The organism is Streptomyces sp. NBC_01381, from assembly GCF_026340305.1.
GTDB lineage: Bacteria > Actinomycetota > Actinomycetes > Streptomycetales > Streptomycetaceae > Streptomyces.
On the sequence record NZ_JAPEPI010000002.1, the window covers coordinates 1873055 to 1890140 of the forward strand.

Here is a 17086-nt window from a genome sequence, read left to right on the forward strand (position 1 = left end):
CGCGCCTCTTACGGGGCGCGGCACGCGCAACGTGATGTCCGATTCCCGCCAGCCGGGTCGCCGGGGAGGCCGCACACTGGATGACGTGATCGATATCGATGAAGAGACCAGGTACGAGGCGGTACGCAGCCGCGATGCCCGCTTCGACGGGGAGTTCTTCTTCGCCGTCGAGACCACCGGCATCTACTGCCGGCCCAGCTGCCCGGCCGTCACCCCCAAACGGCAGAACGTCCGCTACTACACCACGGCCGCCGCCGCCCAGGGCTCCGGCTTCCGGGCCTGCCGCCGCTGCCGCCCGGACGCCGTGCCCGGGTCCGCGGAGTGGAACGTACGCGCCGATGTCGTCGGCCGTGCCATGCGCATGATCGGTGACGGCGTCGTCGACCGCGAGGGCGTCCCCGGTCTCGCCGTACGGCTCGGCTACAGCGCCCGGCAGGTGCAGCGGCAGCTCACCGCCGAGCTCGGCGCGGGACCTGTTGCCCTCGCACGGGCCCAACGGGCGCACACCGCCCGGGTGTTGCTGCAGACCACGGGCCTGCCGATCACGGAGATCGCGTTCGCCGCGGGGTTCGCCAGCGTGCGGCAGTTCAACGACACCATCCGTGCGGTGTACGCGATGACGCCGACCGCGCTGCGGGACGCGGCGCCGCGGAGGGGGGCCGCGGGGCGGGCGACTCCGGCCGCGGGTGTTCCGCTGCGGCTGGCCTATCGGGGCGCGTACCAGGCGGGCGCCGTCTTCGATCTGCTGGCTCGCGAGGCGGTCGACGGTATCGAGCAGGTCGTGGGTGAGCAGGGCGGACGGACGTACCGGCGTACGCTGCGGCTGCCGTACGGGACGGGGATCGCAGCGGTGGAGGAGCGCGACCACGGGGTCGGCGGCTGGCTCGACACCCGGCTGCACCTGACCGACCTGCGGGATCTCACCACGGCGGTGCAGCGGCTGCGCCGGCTCTTCGACCTGGACGCGGATCCGTACGCCGTGGACGAGCGCCTCGGCTCCGACCCGCGCCTTGCCCCGCTGGTCGCTGCCCGCCCCGGTCTTCGTTCGCCCGGGGCGGCGGATCCCGATGAGCTCGCGGTGCGGGTGCTGGTGGGGCGGGAGGAGGCGGCACTGCTGGTGCGGCGCCACGGCAAGGCCCTGGACGCGCCGTGCGGCACGCTGACCCATGTCTTCCCCGAGCCCGGGGCGCTGGCCGGGGAGCCGGGCCCTCTGGGCGTGCTGGGCGCGGCGCTGGCCGATGGTCGGGTGCGGCTGGACGCGGGGGCGGATCGGGATGACGCGGAGGCGGGGCTGTTGGCGCTGCCGGTTGAGCCGGGGGCCGTGGCGGTCATCAGGATGCGGGCGCTGGGTGACCCGGATGTGGCGCTGGAGGGGGAGGAGCCGGTGCCGGACACGTGGCGGCCGTGGCGGTCTTACGCGGGGTGGCATCTGCGGGTGACGTGAACCCCGCCCAGACCGCCGCTTCGCGGCGAATCTTTCCCGCCCACCGACCCGATTGCCCGGCAGCGGCCCCGGTCTGCCGACGCGTCGTCGTCGGCTGCGGCGCCGTACCGCCGCTTCGCGGCGAGTTTCCCACCCGCCCACCCGCCCACCCGATTGCCCCGAAGTTGCCCGCCCACCCCGTCAGCAGGTCGTCCACCCCGTCGGTAGGCCTTCTGGCCCGGCCGCAGCTCTTTTTCAGCCCGTCCGGCGTTTGAGGACGAACTCGCCGGAGGCGGTGATCGACGGTCAGCTCGCGGCCGGCGGAGCCGGAAAGGATTCGGGTAGGGGTGGGGTTGGGGAAAGGAACCCCCACCCTTACTCCTCCAGCCCCCAGCTATGGATCCGCCGAGGATGGATGCGGATCAGTTCCTCGCTGAAGTGAGGGCCCAAATCGTGCGGCCCCGTGAGGAGTTCCGCATCGCCGCGGATGTCGACACCCCGCACCTTCCACGGCCGCACACTCACAATGTCGTCCACGACCAGCGAAACCTTCGGATTCCCCCGCAGATTGCGCCACTTCTTCGTCGTCCCCAGCGCATAACCGCCCACCAGAATCGTCCCGTCGTCCTGCGGAAAGAAACCGACAGGATTCGCCTGCGGCTGCCCCGCCGCATCGACGGTCGCCATCCGCCCAAGCTGCTGAGACTTGAGGTACGCCCGCTCGGCCTCGCTGAATTCGGTCATGCCGCGAGCCTCGCACGCGTACCCCGCCCCGGCCTAGGAGTCCCCCGGAAGCCCCCACCGCGCCGCCGCCGCATTCGCCTCGACCGGCGCGATCCGCAGATCGGGCCGGTCACCCTTGCCCGTGACAAGCGCCGACTCGCCCTTCCGGAGGGCGATCCGAACCGCCCCGCCGCCCACATCCTCGTACGGCAGCGGACGGCCACGCCCGTCCCGCACCTCCACCGCGCCGGAGATCCCGTGCCGCACCACACACGGCGCCCCCGCCTCACTCACGAGCCGGACCCACCGCGTCGCCCCGCCCTCCCGCACCGCACTCAGCAGAAAAGCGCCCTGCGTACGGAAGTTGTGCACCACCAGATCCGCCCACGCCGCCGGCAGCGCGGGGAAGACGCGGATGACGTCGCCCCAGGACTGGCAGACCATGTCGTGCAGGGACTGCGCCGCGGACAGCGGGGTCTCGATGACCGGGCCCGACTCCTTGTACATGGTGTTGGGCTGGATGAAGCGCGCCATCAGCTGCCCGAGGTACTTCAGCGCGTCCTCACCCTTGCCGAGCAGCGCCGACATGGACGCGGCCCCGGTGAACGTATAGCCCTGCAGGGCCCCTTCGAAGCCGACCCAGTGGGCCAGGGACTTCTCGATCAGGGCGCGTTCGTCCGCCGTGCGGCCCGTCACCTCGTACAGGGGATACACCGCGAGCATGTGGGAGTAGTGGCGGTGCGACTTCGCGAAGGGGATGTCCGCGCCGATCATGTAGCCGTTCGCGTCGGTCGGGTACGCCGCGAGCCTGCTGCCGACCTCCCGCCAGCACGGGGCCAACTCGTCGTCCACGCCCAGGAGTTCCGATGCCTCGAGGAGTGTGCGGCAGCCCCAGTTCAGCAGTTCCTGCGAGGAATCCCGGGCGCTTACGCTCGGGATTCCTCGCATCCTGGCGTGAGCGGTGCGGAGCACCGGACACCTCGGTTCACACGTTCGGGGGAGCTGGCGGCGTTCGAATGCCGGTGCCGGAAGCACTGGGTAGCGTCGTGGGTGTGAAGCTGGTGGTGCAGGTGAAGCTGTTGCCGACGCCCGTGCAGGCGGCGGCACTTGAGGCGACCCTGCGTGCCTGTAACGAGGCGGCGACGTGGGTGAGCGGGGTGGCGTTCGAGCGGGGTGTGAAGCGGAACTTCGCGCTGCGCGAGCACACCTACGCCGAGATCAAGGCTCGGTGGGGTCTGGGCGCGCAGGCCGCCCAGCACGTGATCAAGAAGACGTGTGACGCCTACGCCACCTTGAGGGCCAACCTGAAAGCGGGCAACCTCGGCAGGCCTGGCTCGAAGCGCTACCGTGCGGCGAGTGAGAAGCCGATCTCCTTCCGGGCCGAGGGGGCGCAGCCGTATGACGACCGGATGCTGTCCTGGCTGATGGGCGAGCGGCGGGTGTCGGTGTGGACTCTGGCGGGGCGGGTGAAGGACGTGGCCTTCACTGCCTCGCCGGAGCAGCTGGCCACTCTTGCGGCGTGCCGGAGGGGTGAGTCGGATCTGGTGTGCCGGGACGGCATGTGGTTCCTGATGGCGACCTGCGAAGTCCCCGAAGCGCCCTTGAATGCCGACCCGGTGGACTTCCTCGGTGTCGATCTGGGCATTGTGAACATCGCCACCACGTCGGACGGCGAGATCATTGCCGGACGCGAGCTCAATCGCATTCGGGTCCGCGAGCGCGACCTGCGCGCCAAGTTGCAGAGGAAGAACACCCCGTCCGCCAGACGTCGCGCCAAGAAGCGTAGGCGCAAGGAGGCGCGGCGGGCCAAGGACATCAACCACAAGATCGCGAAGCATCTGGTGGCCGAGGCGGAACGCACCGGTCGCGGAATCGCCCTGGAAGACCTGACGGGCATCCGCGGACGGGTACGGCTTCGAAAGCCCCAACGGGCCACCCTGCACTCCTGGGCGTTTCACCAGCTCGGGCAGTTCATCGCGTACAAGGCCCGTAAGGCCGGAGTGCCGGTGGTGCACGTCGATCCGGCGTACACCTCGCGCACCTGCGCCGAATGCGGGCACATAGACAGGGCGAACCGGGTCTCTCGGGCCCGCTTCGCGTGCCGGTCCTGCGGATTCGTTGATCACGCGGACCGAAACGGCTCCCGCAACATCCGCGCGAGAGCGTGGGAGTTGTGGCGATGCGGGGCCCCGTCAACGGCCCCTGTCCCGCCCGCACGGCCCTCTGGCCGAGCACGCGGGACTGGACGCAAACGCAGCATCACCGCCAGTGATGCCCGTTGTGCAAGCCCGGCGATTTAGCGCCGGGTAGTTGACGAGCATCAAGTCGTAGGTCCGGCGTCCTCACCTCCGCTGCCTCCTGGGGTGCCGCCGTGGCCTGCGCGGGCAGACCCCCGGCCATCAGCGCGCCGCCGACCGCCGATCCGGTGGCCAGCACGGTTCTTCTGGACGGTCTTGGCATCGCGTCTCCCGAGTCATCGGAGCTTTACCTCGCTGAAAGCTAGAGAGGGTGCGCCATCCCGTCAATGAGTCGGGAGAGATCCGATGTCGGGACATGTATGTGAACCTGCTTCGGCTACTCGGCCCGGGCTGCTCGGCCCCGGCCACTCAGCCCCAGATCACCGCCCCCAACCACGCCCCCGCGATCAACAGGCACGCGAACAGCTCCGTCAGGACGCTCCAGCCGCCCGCCCGCATGGCCGTCCGCGTCGCCGTCACCGCCTCGCCGTGCCCGCCCAGGCGCAGCCGCTCCCCGAGATAGATCCCGCCGATGAACCCCGGTATCGCTCCGATCACCGGCAGCACGCAGAACCCGATGAGCGCCCCGCCGCCCGCGTACACGGCCGTACGGCGCGTGGCCCCGCTCTGCCGGAAGCGGCGTGGTGGCAGCAGCCAGCGGATGCCCTGGGCGAGCAGGAGGGCGACGGTCGCGCCGACCAGGACGCCCCAGGCGACCGCGGAGGCGTCCTTGAGCGCCCACCACAGGACCGCGGCCCACACCAGCCACGGCCCCGGAATCCCGGGCACAAGCACTCCGCACAGGCCGAGCAGCAGCACCACCGCGACCAGCAGGAGTTCCCACACTGCCATCTGTCAAGCGTGCAGGAACCAGGAGAAAACCGCAGGTCGCGTCAGTGCCCCGTAAGGGGCGCGGGGCTGTGACATATGCGGCTCCGCCGCGTGGGCGCGACAAGCCCCCACCCGCCCGCACGCGCCCTCACCGCCTATCCAGCGGAGCGCTACCGCGCCACCCAGCCCCGCTCATACGCATGCCACCCCAGCTGAAGCCGCGTCGTCACGCCCGTCAGCTCCATCAGGCGCTTGACCCGCCGCTGAACCGTCCGCAGGCCAAGATCGAGCTGCTTGGCCACGCTCGCGTCGGTCAGGCCCGCGAGCAGCAGGGAGAGGATCTCGAGGTCGGCGCCGTCGGGGCCCTCCGGGGCGTCCTCGGTGACCGTGTCGCCGCCCTCGCCGAGCCGCAGCGGCAGCGCGTCCCGCCACACCGCCTCGAAGAGCCCCGTCAGGGATTCGAGCAGGCCGCTCGCGTGCACCACGAGCGCGGCCGGCTCCGCGGTGCGCGAGGTCAGCGGCACCATCGCGAGCGAGCCGTCGGCGATCACCAGCTTGGTCGGGACGCGGTCCACGACCCGCACCTGTTCATTGCGGCCGATCGCCGTCGACAGTTCGAGCAGCCCGGTGGGGAGCGCGAGGACCGAACGCTCGACCACCACGCGGTAGGCGACGCCGCGGCCCGCCGCCTGCTCCTCCGCGTCGTTCTCCATGCCGGAGACCACGACCGGGTTGCCGGTCACCAGGGCGCACACCTCGTCGCTCGCGCCGAGCTGCAGCTGGAGGAAGCGCTGCGAGACGGCGCCCGCGCCGGTGACCACCTCGACCAGGTCGTGCACCGCGGGCTCGGCGGCCTGCCCGCGGTACTCCTCGGCGAGCAGCGTCGCCGCAAGCTCCGCCTTCTCCAGTTCGTGCCGCTGCTGGGCGAGCAGCGCGCCGAGTGCGACGGCGGGCGGGGCCGCCACCCACCGGCCCGCCTTCCCGGAGGCCTGGGCCGCAAGGCCGTGCCGCTCAAGGCGGCGCAGCGCGTGCACCGTCTCCGGCTCGCCCAGCGTCAGCCGCCGCGCGAGATCGGGTACGTCGGCGGCCCCCACCGCCACCAGCGCCCGGTACGCCGACTCATGTGTCTCGTCCAGACCTATCGCAGCCAGCATGCGGCGATGCCCCTCCCCGAGGATCCGTTCCGACGGCTCCGTGGCGGAAAACGGCCACGGCGTAAACCCGCCCCAGGACATCATCCCCGTACCACCCGCCTCTCTGCCAAGGTGACGCCACCGCAGCACCAACCGCAGCGGTGAATGCGGCCTTTGGGCCGGTTCATCCTGCGGTCCTGCATGCCCGTCAACCCTGGGGAGAGCGATGCGTCCGATATCGCGTACGGCGTTGGGGGCGGCGTCCGCCGTCGTCCTCGCCGTCACGGCCACGGCGCCGTCCGTGGCCGAGCCACGTGCGGCGGCTGACACGAGTCCACTGGTGGGTAGCGCTCCACAGGGCGAGGGAAGTTCCGTCGTCACGCTCGTCACCGGTGACCGGATCCTGGTGTCGTCGGACGGCAAGGACCGCGCCGGGGCGAGCGTGCTGCCCGGAGCCGACGGCACCGTGCCCGTGATCCAGACGCGGCAGTCCGGCAAGGACCTGTACGTCTACCCCGAGGGCGCCGTCCACGCGATCGCCGAAGGACGCGTCGACGAGGAGCTGTTCAACGTCACCGGGCTCGTCCGGCAGGGCTATGACGACGCGCACGCCAAGAAGCTGCCGCTCATCGCCGTGTACGACAAGTCCGTCGACGTCACGCGGACGCTGCCGCCCACTCCGCGCGGCGCCGAGCGCGGCCCGGTCCTTGAGCCCGTCGACGGTGTCGCCCTGAAGGCCGACAAGAAGAAGGCCGCCGACTTCTGGGCGGACATCGCATCCCCCAAGTCCCGTGCCGCGGGCGACCTGAAGAAGCTCTGGCTCGACGCCAAGGTCGAGGCCACTCTCGACAAGTCGACCAAGCAGGTGCACGCCCCCGAGGCCTGGGCCGCCGGATACGACGGCAAGGGCACCAAGGTCGCCGTCCTCGACACGGGGGCCGACGCCGAGCACCCCGACCTGAAGGGCCGCATCGGCGCGACCAAGAACTTCACCGACTCCCCGGACGGCGAGGACCGCCAAGGCCACGGCACCCACACCACCTCCACCGTCGGCGGCACCGGCGCGGCGAGCGACGGCAAGAAGAAGGGCGTCGCACCGGGCGCCGAGCTGCTGCACGGCAAGGTCCTCAACGACAGTGGTTCGGGGGCCACTTCATGGATCATCGCCGGCATGCAGTGGGCCGTCGACGAGAAGGCCGACGTCGTCTCGATGAGCCTCGGCAACCCGGCGAAGACCGACTGCAGCGACCCGATGAGCACGGCGACCGAGGAGCTCGCGCGGTCCGCCGAGAACACCCTCTTCGTCATCGCGGCCGGCAACACGGGCCCGGCCCTCAACTCCGTCTCGTCGCCCGGCTGCGCACCGAGCGTCCTTACCGTGGGTGCCGTCGACCGCGACGACTCCACGGCGTACTTCTCCAGCCGCAGCCCCGTCTCCGGCTCGCACACCCTCAAGCCGGAGATCGCCGCTCCGGGTGTCGGCATCTCCGCCGCGGCCGCGGGCGGGCGCGGCGTCTACGCGTACCAGTCCATGAGCGGTACGTCGATGGCGACCCCGCATGTCGCGGGCGCCGCCGCCCTGGTCAAGCAGCGCCACCCGGACTGGACCGCCCGGCAGATCAAGGCGGCCCTCGTGTCGTCCGCCGACAGCAGCATCCCCGGTGACGTCCGCGAGACGGGCGGCGGCAGGCTCGACGCGAAGGCCGCCATCGACCAGCAGGTGCTCGGCTCGCCCGCCGTGCAGGGCGGCAGCTTCGGCTGGCCGCAGGACGCGTCGGACCGCACGACGGTCGACGTGCCCTACACCAACACCACGGACAAACAAGTGGAGTTGAAGCTCGCGGTCAAGGGCGTCACCGGCAACGACGGCTCGGCGGTGCGCTCATCGGTCGCCCGCATCGGCGAGCGTTCCGTGAAGGTCCCGGCGGGCGCGAGCGTCAAGGTCCCGCTCAAGCTCGACCCCACGGCCGATCTCGCGCGCGCCCAGTACGGCGACGTCACCGGCCGCGTCCTCGCGGCCGCCGACGGAGTGGCCGTCTCCACACCCTTCTCGCTCTACGTCCAGCCCGAGACCGTCAGCCTCCGCGTGAAGCTGATCGACCGCGCGGGCAAGCCCGCTGACGGACCGTCATCGATCGACCTCATCGGCACGGACGACGCGAGCGGCGAGCGGCGCTTCAACGAGGGTGCGAACGACCAGACGTACCAAGTCCGTCCGGGCTCCTATTTCTTGAGCGGGTTCGTCGCGACCCCGGACTCCGGCGGCGGCACGCTCACCGACTCCCTCACCCACCTGGCGCGCCCCCAGGTCGAGGTGAAGAAGGACATGACGGTCACGCTCGACGCGCGCAAGGCGCACCGCGTCACGGTCAAGACCGACAAGAAGTCCGAAGTGCGCGGCGCCACCCTCGGCTTCGCCCGCACCTGGGGCGCCGACAACTGGGTGCACGCGGGCACGGCGGCCGGTCCGCGCAGCATCCGCGGCTTCTACCAGTCCGTCGAGGGCAAGGCCGCCGAGGGCACCTTCGAGTACGGCAGCTACTGGCGCGCCGCGGCGCCCCTGCTCTCCGAACTCGCCGTGGTGGGCGGCGAATCGCTGCACCCGGTGACCGCGTCGACCGGCTCGGCCAACCTCGACGGCACCGGCAAGGCGGCCCTCGTGGACGCCAAGTCCGGTACGCCGCAAGAGCTTGAGGCCGCGGGAGCCAAGGGCAAGATCGCCCTCGTGAAGGTCCCGGACGACGGTCGCGTGGGCGCCGTGGCGGCCGACGCCAAGAAGGCCGGGGCGCTCGCCGTCATCGCCCACCGGGCGGCACCCGGCCGCTGGTACCCGTCGGCCGGCTTCAGTGGACCCCCGCTGCCGGTGCTCGGCGTCCCGGCGGACGAGGCGGCCTCACTGCTCTCCCAACTGGCCACCGGACCGGTCGACTTGACCTGGAAGGGCACGGCCAAGAGCCCCTACGTCTACAACCTCGCCTTCCCTGAGACCGGCCAGACCCACGACGACCGCACCTACCGGGTGCGCGACGAGGACCTCGCAGCGAACGAGGCGACGTACCGCGCGATGGGCACCGCGACGGACTATGTGGACCTGCCGAGCGCCGTCACCCCCACCGGCCTCGAGGTCTACTTCGCCGACATCGAGTCCGTCCCGGCCCCCGGCAAGCGCACCGAGTACTACTCGGCCGGTACGACGGGCTGGGGCCACCAGGTCTCCAGCAGCTTCCCGTTCGGGGAGTTCATGATCGATCCGGTGCGTACGTACAGGAAGGGGGAGCGCCGCACTGAGACCTGGTACGACGGCGTCCTCACGCCCGGCACTCCGCGTGACACCGAGGGAAAGCAGGCCCTCGCCGGTGAGCGGCAGGGCAATCTGATCGGGGTCGCGCCCGGCTTCTGGTCCGATGCCGAACACGCGGGAATCCAGGGCGGCTTCGGCGACATCGGCTCCGTGGAGCTGAAGCGGAACGGCGAGGTCGTCGGGGAGTACGGCTGGCCGTTCGGGGTGTTCACGGTCCCGGCCGAGGACTCGGCGTACGAACTCACCCTGGACACCCGGAAGATCGGGTCGAAGGTGTGGAACCGGTCCACCGAGACGCGGACCACGTGGGCGTTCCGCTCGCACCTCGACGAGGAGGTGTACTCGCAGGGCATCCCGATGCTCTTCCCGCGCTACGAACTCCCCGAGGACGGCCTCAAGACGCTGGCCGCCGAGGACGGCCAGCGGATCACCCTCACGGCCACCGGGCACGCCGGCTACCAGCCCGGAGCGATCAAGTCCGCGTCCCTGTCGTACTCGTACGACGAGGGCAAGACCTGGACGAAGGCCGAGACGTCCGCCGGCGCGGAGGCATGGACCGCCACCGTGAACCACGCGGGAGCCTCGGGCAAGCAGGTCTGGCTCAAAACCGAACTGACGGACACGAACAACAGTTCCGTCACACAGACCGTGGCCCGCGCCTACGACGTGCGTTAGTCACATAGACACCGCCGGGCGGTCCTCCCGTGGGGGGTGGGCCCGCCCGGCGGTCCTCAATCCGTCGCCCGACGGCCGGAATTTCCGGATGAACCGTTTTCGTACGGCCCGTGCGGTGGACAATAGGGGCATGAGCCAGCAGGGGGAGCAGTACACCGGGGCCTCCGGCCAGGAAGACGACTGGTGGGGTCAGCTGTACGACGACTCCGCACCCGACACGGGCCCGGCGCAGGCGGCCGACACCCTCGACGACAGATTCGCCTCGGCGGTGTCCGCGTCGTCCACGGGAACTGCCCCTGGGGGCGCCGATACTGCGGGCGGTCCCGCCCAACAGGACATATACGGCGACCAGTTCGAGGACCGTCCTGTGTCCGACCGCCATGAACCGTTCACGGGTTCGGGGTCGGCCCCTCCGGGCGAGCCGTTCGCCCGCCGCGAGCCGTCCGCCCCCGGCCCCGTCGCCCGCCCCTGGGAACCCCCGGCGGCTCCGGCAGGTCCTGTGACCTTCCCGGCGGGACCGAAGCCTCCCGCGGGGGCCCCGAGCCGCACCACCGCGGTCCCGGCGCCCCGCCCGCCCGACGAATCCGCGGGCCCGCCGCCGTCTGGACGTACCGACGAACCGGAGCAGGCGCCGGAACCGCCCGCGCCGTCCGCACCCGCGCCCACCCTCGCCGAAGTGCCGCGCGCCGTCGCCTATGTGGGTGACGGCCCGCCCACCTACGACGCCGAGCCCACCGTGCTGCCCGCCGCCGACCCCGACGACCTGGCGGACCTGGTTGCCGACACCGTCCTCGACGGCGCGCGCTACGGCACGTCCACCCTGCGGGCGGTCTCCGTGCGCGGGGACTCCGCCAGGTACCGGGGCGAGCCGCGGCGTGACTCGCTGCTCACCGCACGGTTCGGGACGGGCGACGGCGCCCTGGTCCTGGTCGCCATGGCCACCGGCGCGCGGGCCACGCCGGGCGCCCACCGGGCGGCCGCCGACGCCTGTGCGTGGATCGGCCGTGCCGTGGGCCGCAGTCACCAGCGGCTCGCCGAGGACATCAGGGCCGCCCGGCGCGGCGACCTGAAGAGCGGCCTGCACCGCCTCACCGACCGCAGCCTCGGCAAGCTCCGCGCGCAGGCCTCCGACCTCGGCGTCGAGCCCGATGAGTACGCCGCTTCCCTGCGCTGCCTGCTGCTGCCCGCCGACCCCGACTGCCGCACCCGCGTCTTCTTCGGCGTCGGCGGCGGCGGACTCTTCCGTCTCCGTGACGGGGAGTGGCAGGACATAGAGCCACGGGTCTCGGATGTCGCGGGCGAGGCGGGACCTCCCGTGGTCGGCTTCGGCTCGGTGCCTTCGGAGACCCCCGATGGCGACCGCCTCACCATGGACATGGGGATCATCACGCCGCCGAGTCCCTATGAACCGGCCCCGGAGCCGCCGCCCCGCGAGCCGTTCCGCTTCCGCGCCTCCGTCGCCCGCCCGGGTGACGCCCTGCTGCTCTGCAGCGGGGGCCTCGCCGAGCCGCTGCGCGGCGAGCCCGACCTCGCGGGACATCTCACCCAGCGGTGGTCGGACGCCGGTCCGCCCGGCCTCGCGGAGTTCCTCGCGGACATCCAGGTCAGGGTCAAGGGGTACGCCGACGACCGGACCGCGGCCGCCGTTTGGGAGGCGTGAGCGCCCGCTCTGTGAATTCATGGACCCCAAGAGCGTCAAGGGGACTGAAGGGTTCGTGAAGCCATGGCCAAGCAGAACGTCGCCGAACAGTTCGTCGACATCCTCGTCCGCGCGGGCGTCAAGCGCCTGTACGGAGTCGTGGGCGACAGCCTGAACCCGGTGGTGGACGCGATCAGGCGCACCAAGGGACTCGACTGGGTGCAGGTGCGCCACGAGGAGACCGCCGCCTTCGCCGCAGGTGCCGAGGCCCAGATCACCGGGAGCCTCGCCGCCTGCGCCGGTTCCTGCGGGCCCGGCAACCTCCACCTGATCAACGGCCTGTACGACGCGCACCGCTCCATGGCCCCGGTCCTCGCCCTCGCCTCGCACATCCCTTCGAGCGAGATCGGTCTCGGCTACTTCCAGGAGACGCACCCGGACCAGCTCTTCCGCGAGTGCAGCCACTACAGCGAGATGATCTCCAACCCGAAGCAGATGCCCCGTCTCCTCCAGACCGCCATCCAGCACGCGATCGGCCAGAGCGGCGTCAGCGTGGTCACGCTGCCCGGAGACGTCGCCGACCAGCCCGCTCCCGACAAGGCCGTCGAGACCGCCCTGGTCACCTCGCGCCCCACCGTGCGTCCCGGCGACGCGGAGATCGAGAAGCTCGCCGCGATGATCGACGAGGCCGACAAGGTCACCCTCTTCTGCGGCAGCGGCACGGCCGGCGCGCACGCCGAGGTCATGGAGTTCGCCGAGAAGATCAAGTCCCCGGTGGGCCACGCGCTGCGCGGCAAGGAATGGATCCAGTACGACAACCCGTACGACGTCGGGATGAGCGGGCTCCTGGGCTACGGCGCCGCGTACGAGGCCACCCACGAATGCGACCTGCTGATCCTCCTCGGCACGGACTTCCCGTACAACGCCTTCCTGCCCGACGACGTCAAGATCGCCCAGGTCGACGTGCGCCCCGAGCGCCTCGGCCGCCGCTCCAAGCTGGACCTCGCCGTCTGGGGCGACGTACGCGAGACCCTGCGCTGTCTCACGCCGCGCGTCACGCCCAAGACGAACCGCCGCTTCCTCGACAAGATGCTCAAGAAGCACGCGGACGCCCTCGAAGGCGTCATCAAGGCGTACACGCGCAAGGTGGAGAAGCACATCCCGATCCACCCCGAGTACGTCGCGTCCGTGGTCGACGAACTCGCCGCCGACGACGCCGTGTTCACCGTCGACACGGGTATGTGCAACGTCTGGGCGGCCCGCTACATCTCACCGAACGGCAAGCGCCGCATCATCGGATCCTTCAGCCATGGCTCGATGGCCAACGCCCTGCCGCAGGCGATCGGCGCCCAGTTCACCGACCGCAAGCGCCAGGTCATCTCCATGTCGGGCGACGGCGGATTCTCGATGCTGATGGGCGATTTCCTCACCCTGGTCCAGTACGACCTGCCGGTGAAGATCGTCCTGTTCAACAACTCCTCCCTGGGCATGGTCGAGTTGGAGATGCTGGTGGCCGGTCTCCCGTCCTTCGGCACCGCCAATCACAACCCCGACTTCGCCGCCGTGGCGCGTGCCGCCGGTGCCTACGGCGTACGCGTGGAGAAGCCCAAGCAGCTCGTCGGCGCCCTGAAGGACGCCTTCTCCCACAAGGGCCCCGCCCTGGTCGACATCGTCACCGACCCGAACGCCCTCTCCATCCCGCCCAAGATCAGCTCCGAGATGGTGACCGGCTTCGCGCTCTCCGCCAGCAAGATCGTCCTGGACGGCGGGGTCGGCCGCATGGTCCAGATGGCACGCTCCAACCTCCGTAACATGCCCCGACCTTGATGTTCCGTCAGGCCGGCCGAAGCCGCAGGGTCAGAATCTGGAACGGACGTAGGTCAAGCGCCAGGCCCGCGCTGTCCGTCTCGGCCGGTCCCTGCGGCCGCTCGAGCAAGTCCGTCACCTGCGCCGCGCTCACCGCGAACGACGTGGTGAGCGCGGCCGCCGCGCGCCCGCCCCGCGACTCGTAGAGCCGCACCACGACATCGCCGCTCCCGTCGTCCGCGAGCTTCACCGACTCCACGGTCACCGCCGGGTTGTCGACGCTCACAAGGGGCGGCAGCACGGGCGCGTCGGCCACCCGCAGCGGCAGATTCAGCGCGAGGCCCTCCGCGACCGCGTCGCCCGTCGTCGCGCCGGGCAGCAGCGCGTACGTGAACCGGTGTGTGCCCAGATCCGTCTCCGGGTCCGGGCTGTGCGGGGCGCGCAGCAGCGTGAGCCGCACGGTGGTGCCGAGCCCGTCCGCGTGCGGCGCACGCGTCACATCATGGCCGTACGTCGAGTCGTTGAGCACCGCGACGCCGTACGCCTCCTCGGCGACCCGCAGCCACCGGTGCGCGCAGATCTCGAAACGGGCCGCGTCCCAGCCGGTGTTGGCGTGGGTCGTCCGGTGCACATGCCCGAACTGGATCTCAGCGGCGGACCGTTCGGCGTGCACGTCCAGCGGGAAGGCGGCCTTGAGCACCTTCTCCGACTCCCGCCAGTCGACGTCCGTGACCACGTCGACACGCCGGCTGCCCGCCGCGAGCCGGATCTCCTGTGTGATGCGCGAGTCCCCGAAGGCCCGCACCACGCGGACGGCGACCCGCAGCGGCCCGTCCTCCACCAGCTCGACGGACTCGGCGTCCGTGAGGTCGGTGTGCGTGTTGCGGTAGTGCCGGTCCAGGTCCCAGGCGTCGTAGTGCGTGGGATGGTCGGGGTGCAGCTGGAGGAGGTTGCCGCGCGAGCCGGGGGAGAGGACCTCGCGGTCGGCGTCGAGATCGCGTACGGAGGTCAGGAGCCCGTCCGTGTCGATGGTGACGCGGAGATGCTCGTTGCTCAACACGATAGTGCCGTCGGCGAGTTGAGCCGTGGCACCGGCACCCGGCGCGCGGGTGTGCCCGGCCGCCACCGCGAGGCTCTGCGTGCCGAGGGCCGGGACGTTCACGTGCACCAGGGCCCCTTCCCTGCTCGTGACGACCTCGCTGCGGGCGTACGGCGACGCGTTGAGCACGGCGGGCTCGCCCGCGCCGAGGGACCGCACCGCACCGGCGGTGATCTCATCGAGCTCGGCGAGCACCCGTGCGTAGGTGTCGCGGGCCTCCCGGTGCACCCAGGCGATCGACGAGCCCGGCAGGATGTCGTGGAACTGGTGCAGGAGCACCGTCTTCCACAGCCGGTCGAGCGCCTCGTACGGGTAGGCGTACGAAGGGTCCCGCAGCGAGGCCGCGGTGCACCACAACTCGGCCTCGCGCAGGGCGTGTTCGCTGCGGCGGTTGCCGCGCTTGGTCGCCGCCTGCGTGGTGTACGTCGCCCGGTGCAGCTCCAGATACAGCTCGCCGGACCAGACCGGCGCCCGCTCCCCGTACTCCTCCTCGGCGGCCGCGAAGAACGCCGAAGGCCGCTCGATCTCGACGCGCGGCGAACCCTCCAGGGAGCGAAGGCGCCGCGCACGCTCCATCATCTCGCGGGTGGGGCCGCCCCCGCCGTCGCCCCAGCCGAACGGCACCAGCGAGCGGGACGCGCGGCCCTTCTCTGTGAAGTTGCACTCCGCGTGGGCGAGTTCGGCGCCGTGGAACTGCGAGTTGTAGGTGTCCACCGGCGGGAAGTGCGTGAAGACACGGGTGCCGTCGATGCCCTCCCACCAGAAGGTGTGGTGCGGCATCTTGTTGGACTGGTTCCAGCTCAGCTTCTGGGTGAGGAACCAGCGGACGCCCGCCAGCTTCGCCAACTGCGGGAAGGCGGCGGTGTATCCGAAGGAGTCCGGCAGCCAGATCTCCTCCGTCTCGACGCCGAGCTCCTCGCGGAAGAACCGCATCCCGTGCGTGATCTGCCGCGCGAGCGCCTCACCGCCCGGCATGTTGGCGTCCGACTCGACCCACATCGAGCCCACCGGCGCCCAAGTCCCGTCCGTCACCGCCTTCTTGATGCGCTCCCAGATGTGCGGCTGGTGCTCCTTCACCCAGGCGTACTGCTGGGCCTGCGAGCAGGCGAAGACCAGCTCCGGATACTCCTCGGCCAGCGCCGTCACATTGGCGAAAGTGCGGGACGCCTTGCGCACCGTCTCGCGCAGCGGCCACAGCCACGCCGAGTCGATGTGCGCGTGCCCGGCGGCGGAGACGCGGTGCGCGCTGGCGTGGGCGGGGCTCGCCAGGACCCCGGCGAGCTCGGCGCGGGCGGCCGCGGCCGTGCCCGGCACATCGTGCAGATCGAGCGCGTCGAGCGCCCGCTCCAGGGCCCGCAGGATCTCGTGGCGGCGCGGCCGGGCCGCGTCCAGCTCGTACATGAGCTCCGCGAGGACCTCGATGTCCAGGGTGAGACGCCAGGCCTCCTCGTTCAGTACGGCCAGATCGGCAGAGGCGAATCGGTAGATGGGCCGATCGCCCGCGGTCAGTACGTCGCCGAGCGGCGTCGGTTCGAAGTCACGCAGAACGGCCGGATTGGCCGCCGCCTCCAGGAGCAGATGCACCGGTTCACCGCCCTGCGCGGGGGCCGCCACGGGGATGTGCCGGTTGCGCGGGTGAACGCCCTTCAGAGGAACACCCGAAGCGTCGTACACCAGACCCTCGGCCTGGAAACCGGGCCCGTCACTGGTGAACCCGGGGTCGACGACCACCTCGACGCGCCGCCCGCGCCATGCGTCGGGCACCTGCCCCCGCAGCCGGAACCAACTGGTTGACCAGGGACTTCCCCACGCCGTCCCGGTCTCGAAAGGCGCGTACGACGCCTTCAGCGCCTCGGCGACGGGCACCGGCTCGCCCGGGGCGTGCCAGACCGAGAGGGTGAGCGGCACACGGTCCGTGTACTGGGCGGGGCGGATGAACTGCCGCAGGGCGCGCTCCAGGCGTCCCTCAACCAGCAGTCGGTCGTCGTGCACGGCGGCTCCTCGGCAGGCTCGGACGGACTCACGCGGGATCTCCCGGGATCATGCGGGAACGATCCACCGCTTCACTTCCCCGTGGGGCCCGGGCGCACCCGTTCCTTTGATTGATGAATGGACATGAGTGCCGCCAACCGGGTGGGGCATGCATTCCGTGAGCGCGTTCGAGCAAGGAGGAACAGGACTCATTTTGTGGGCGGGGGTCATGACAAGGCAGGTACGAG

The 17086-nt window shown here is 71.1% G+C and carries 9 protein-coding genes and 1 pseudogene; 5 read left to right on the forward strand and 5 right to left on the reverse strand.

Annotated features, from left to right (window positions below):
- Positions 1 to 34: 34 nt before the first annotated feature.
- Positions 35 to 1444, forward strand: a complete 1410-nt coding sequence (locus tag OG453_RS30015; RefSeq protein ID WP_266871688.1) for a bifunctional transcriptional activator/DNA repair enzyme AdaA — start codon at positions 35 to 37, stop codon at positions 1442 to 1444.
- 354 nt (positions 1445 to 1798) lie between these two features.
- Here OG453_RS30015 and OG453_RS30020 read toward each other — a convergent pair whose 3' ends face one another.
- The gene (locus OG453_RS30020) at positions 1799 to 2167 is read right to left on the reverse strand and encodes a PPOX class F420-dependent oxidoreductase (protein ID WP_266871689.1); all 369 of its coding nucleotides are present in this window, start codon (positions 2165 to 2167) and stop codon (positions 1799 to 1801) included.
- Positions 2168 to 2200: 33 nt separating this feature from the next.
- Positions 2201 to 3070 (reverse strand): annotated as a pseudogene (locus OG453_RS30025) (Tat pathway signal sequence domain protein); the annotation flags it as partial.
- 128 nt (positions 3071 to 3198) lie between these two features.
- On the opposite strand from OG453_RS30025, the gene OG453_RS30030 reads away from it, so the two are divergent.
- Entirely contained in the window at positions 3199 to 4446 is a 1248-nt protein-coding gene (locus tag OG453_RS30030) for a transposase (RefSeq protein WP_266871690.1), read from the forward strand.
- Between the two features lie 306 nt (positions 4447 to 4752).
- Here OG453_RS30030 and OG453_RS30035 read toward each other — a convergent pair whose 3' ends face one another.
- Together OG453_RS30035 and OG453_RS30040 are read right to left on the reverse strand one after the other, a co-directional pair.
- Positions 4753 to 5235 carry a DUF456 domain-containing protein gene (locus OG453_RS30035; RefSeq protein ID WP_266871691.1) on the reverse strand — a complete coding sequence of 161 codons (483 nt, stop codon included), beginning with the start codon at positions 5233 to 5235 and terminating at the stop codon, positions 4753 to 4755.
- A 149-nt stretch (positions 5236 to 5384) separates the two neighbouring features.
- The gene (locus OG453_RS30040) at positions 5385 to 6368 is read right to left on the reverse strand and encodes a LuxR family transcriptional regulator (protein WP_266871692.1); all 984 of its coding nucleotides are present in this window, start codon (positions 6366 to 6368) and stop codon (positions 5385 to 5387) included.
- Between the two features lie 205 nt (positions 6369 to 6573).
- Between OG453_RS30040 and OG453_RS30045 the strand changes: the two genes are divergently transcribed.
- From OG453_RS30045 to OG453_RS30055, 3 genes are all read left to right on the forward strand, one after another.
- Positions 6574 to 10323 carry a S8 family serine peptidase gene (locus tag OG453_RS30045; RefSeq protein WP_266871693.1) on the forward strand — a complete coding sequence of 1250 codons (3750 nt, stop codon included), beginning with the start codon at positions 6574 to 6576 and terminating at the stop codon, positions 10321 to 10323.
- A 130-nt stretch (positions 10324 to 10453) separates the two neighbouring features.
- Positions 10454 to 11983, forward strand: a complete 1530-nt coding sequence (locus tag OG453_RS30050; protein WP_266871695.1) for a protein phosphatase 2C domain-containing protein — start codon at positions 10454 to 10456, stop codon at positions 11981 to 11983.
- Positions 11984 to 12046: 63 nt separating this feature from the next.
- Positions 12047 to 13789, forward strand: a complete 1743-nt coding sequence (locus OG453_RS30055; protein ID WP_266871696.1) for a pyruvate dehydrogenase — start codon at positions 12047 to 12049, stop codon at positions 13787 to 13789.
- Positions 13790 to 13796: 7 nt separating this feature from the next.
- On the opposite strand, the gene OG453_RS30060 is transcribed toward OG453_RS30055, so the two are convergent.
- Entirely contained in the window at positions 13797 to 16859 is a 3063-nt protein-coding gene (locus tag OG453_RS30060; RefSeq protein ID WP_266871697.1) for a glycoside hydrolase family 38 C-terminal domain-containing protein, read from the reverse strand.
- Positions 16860 to 17086: the final 227 nt, after the last annotated feature.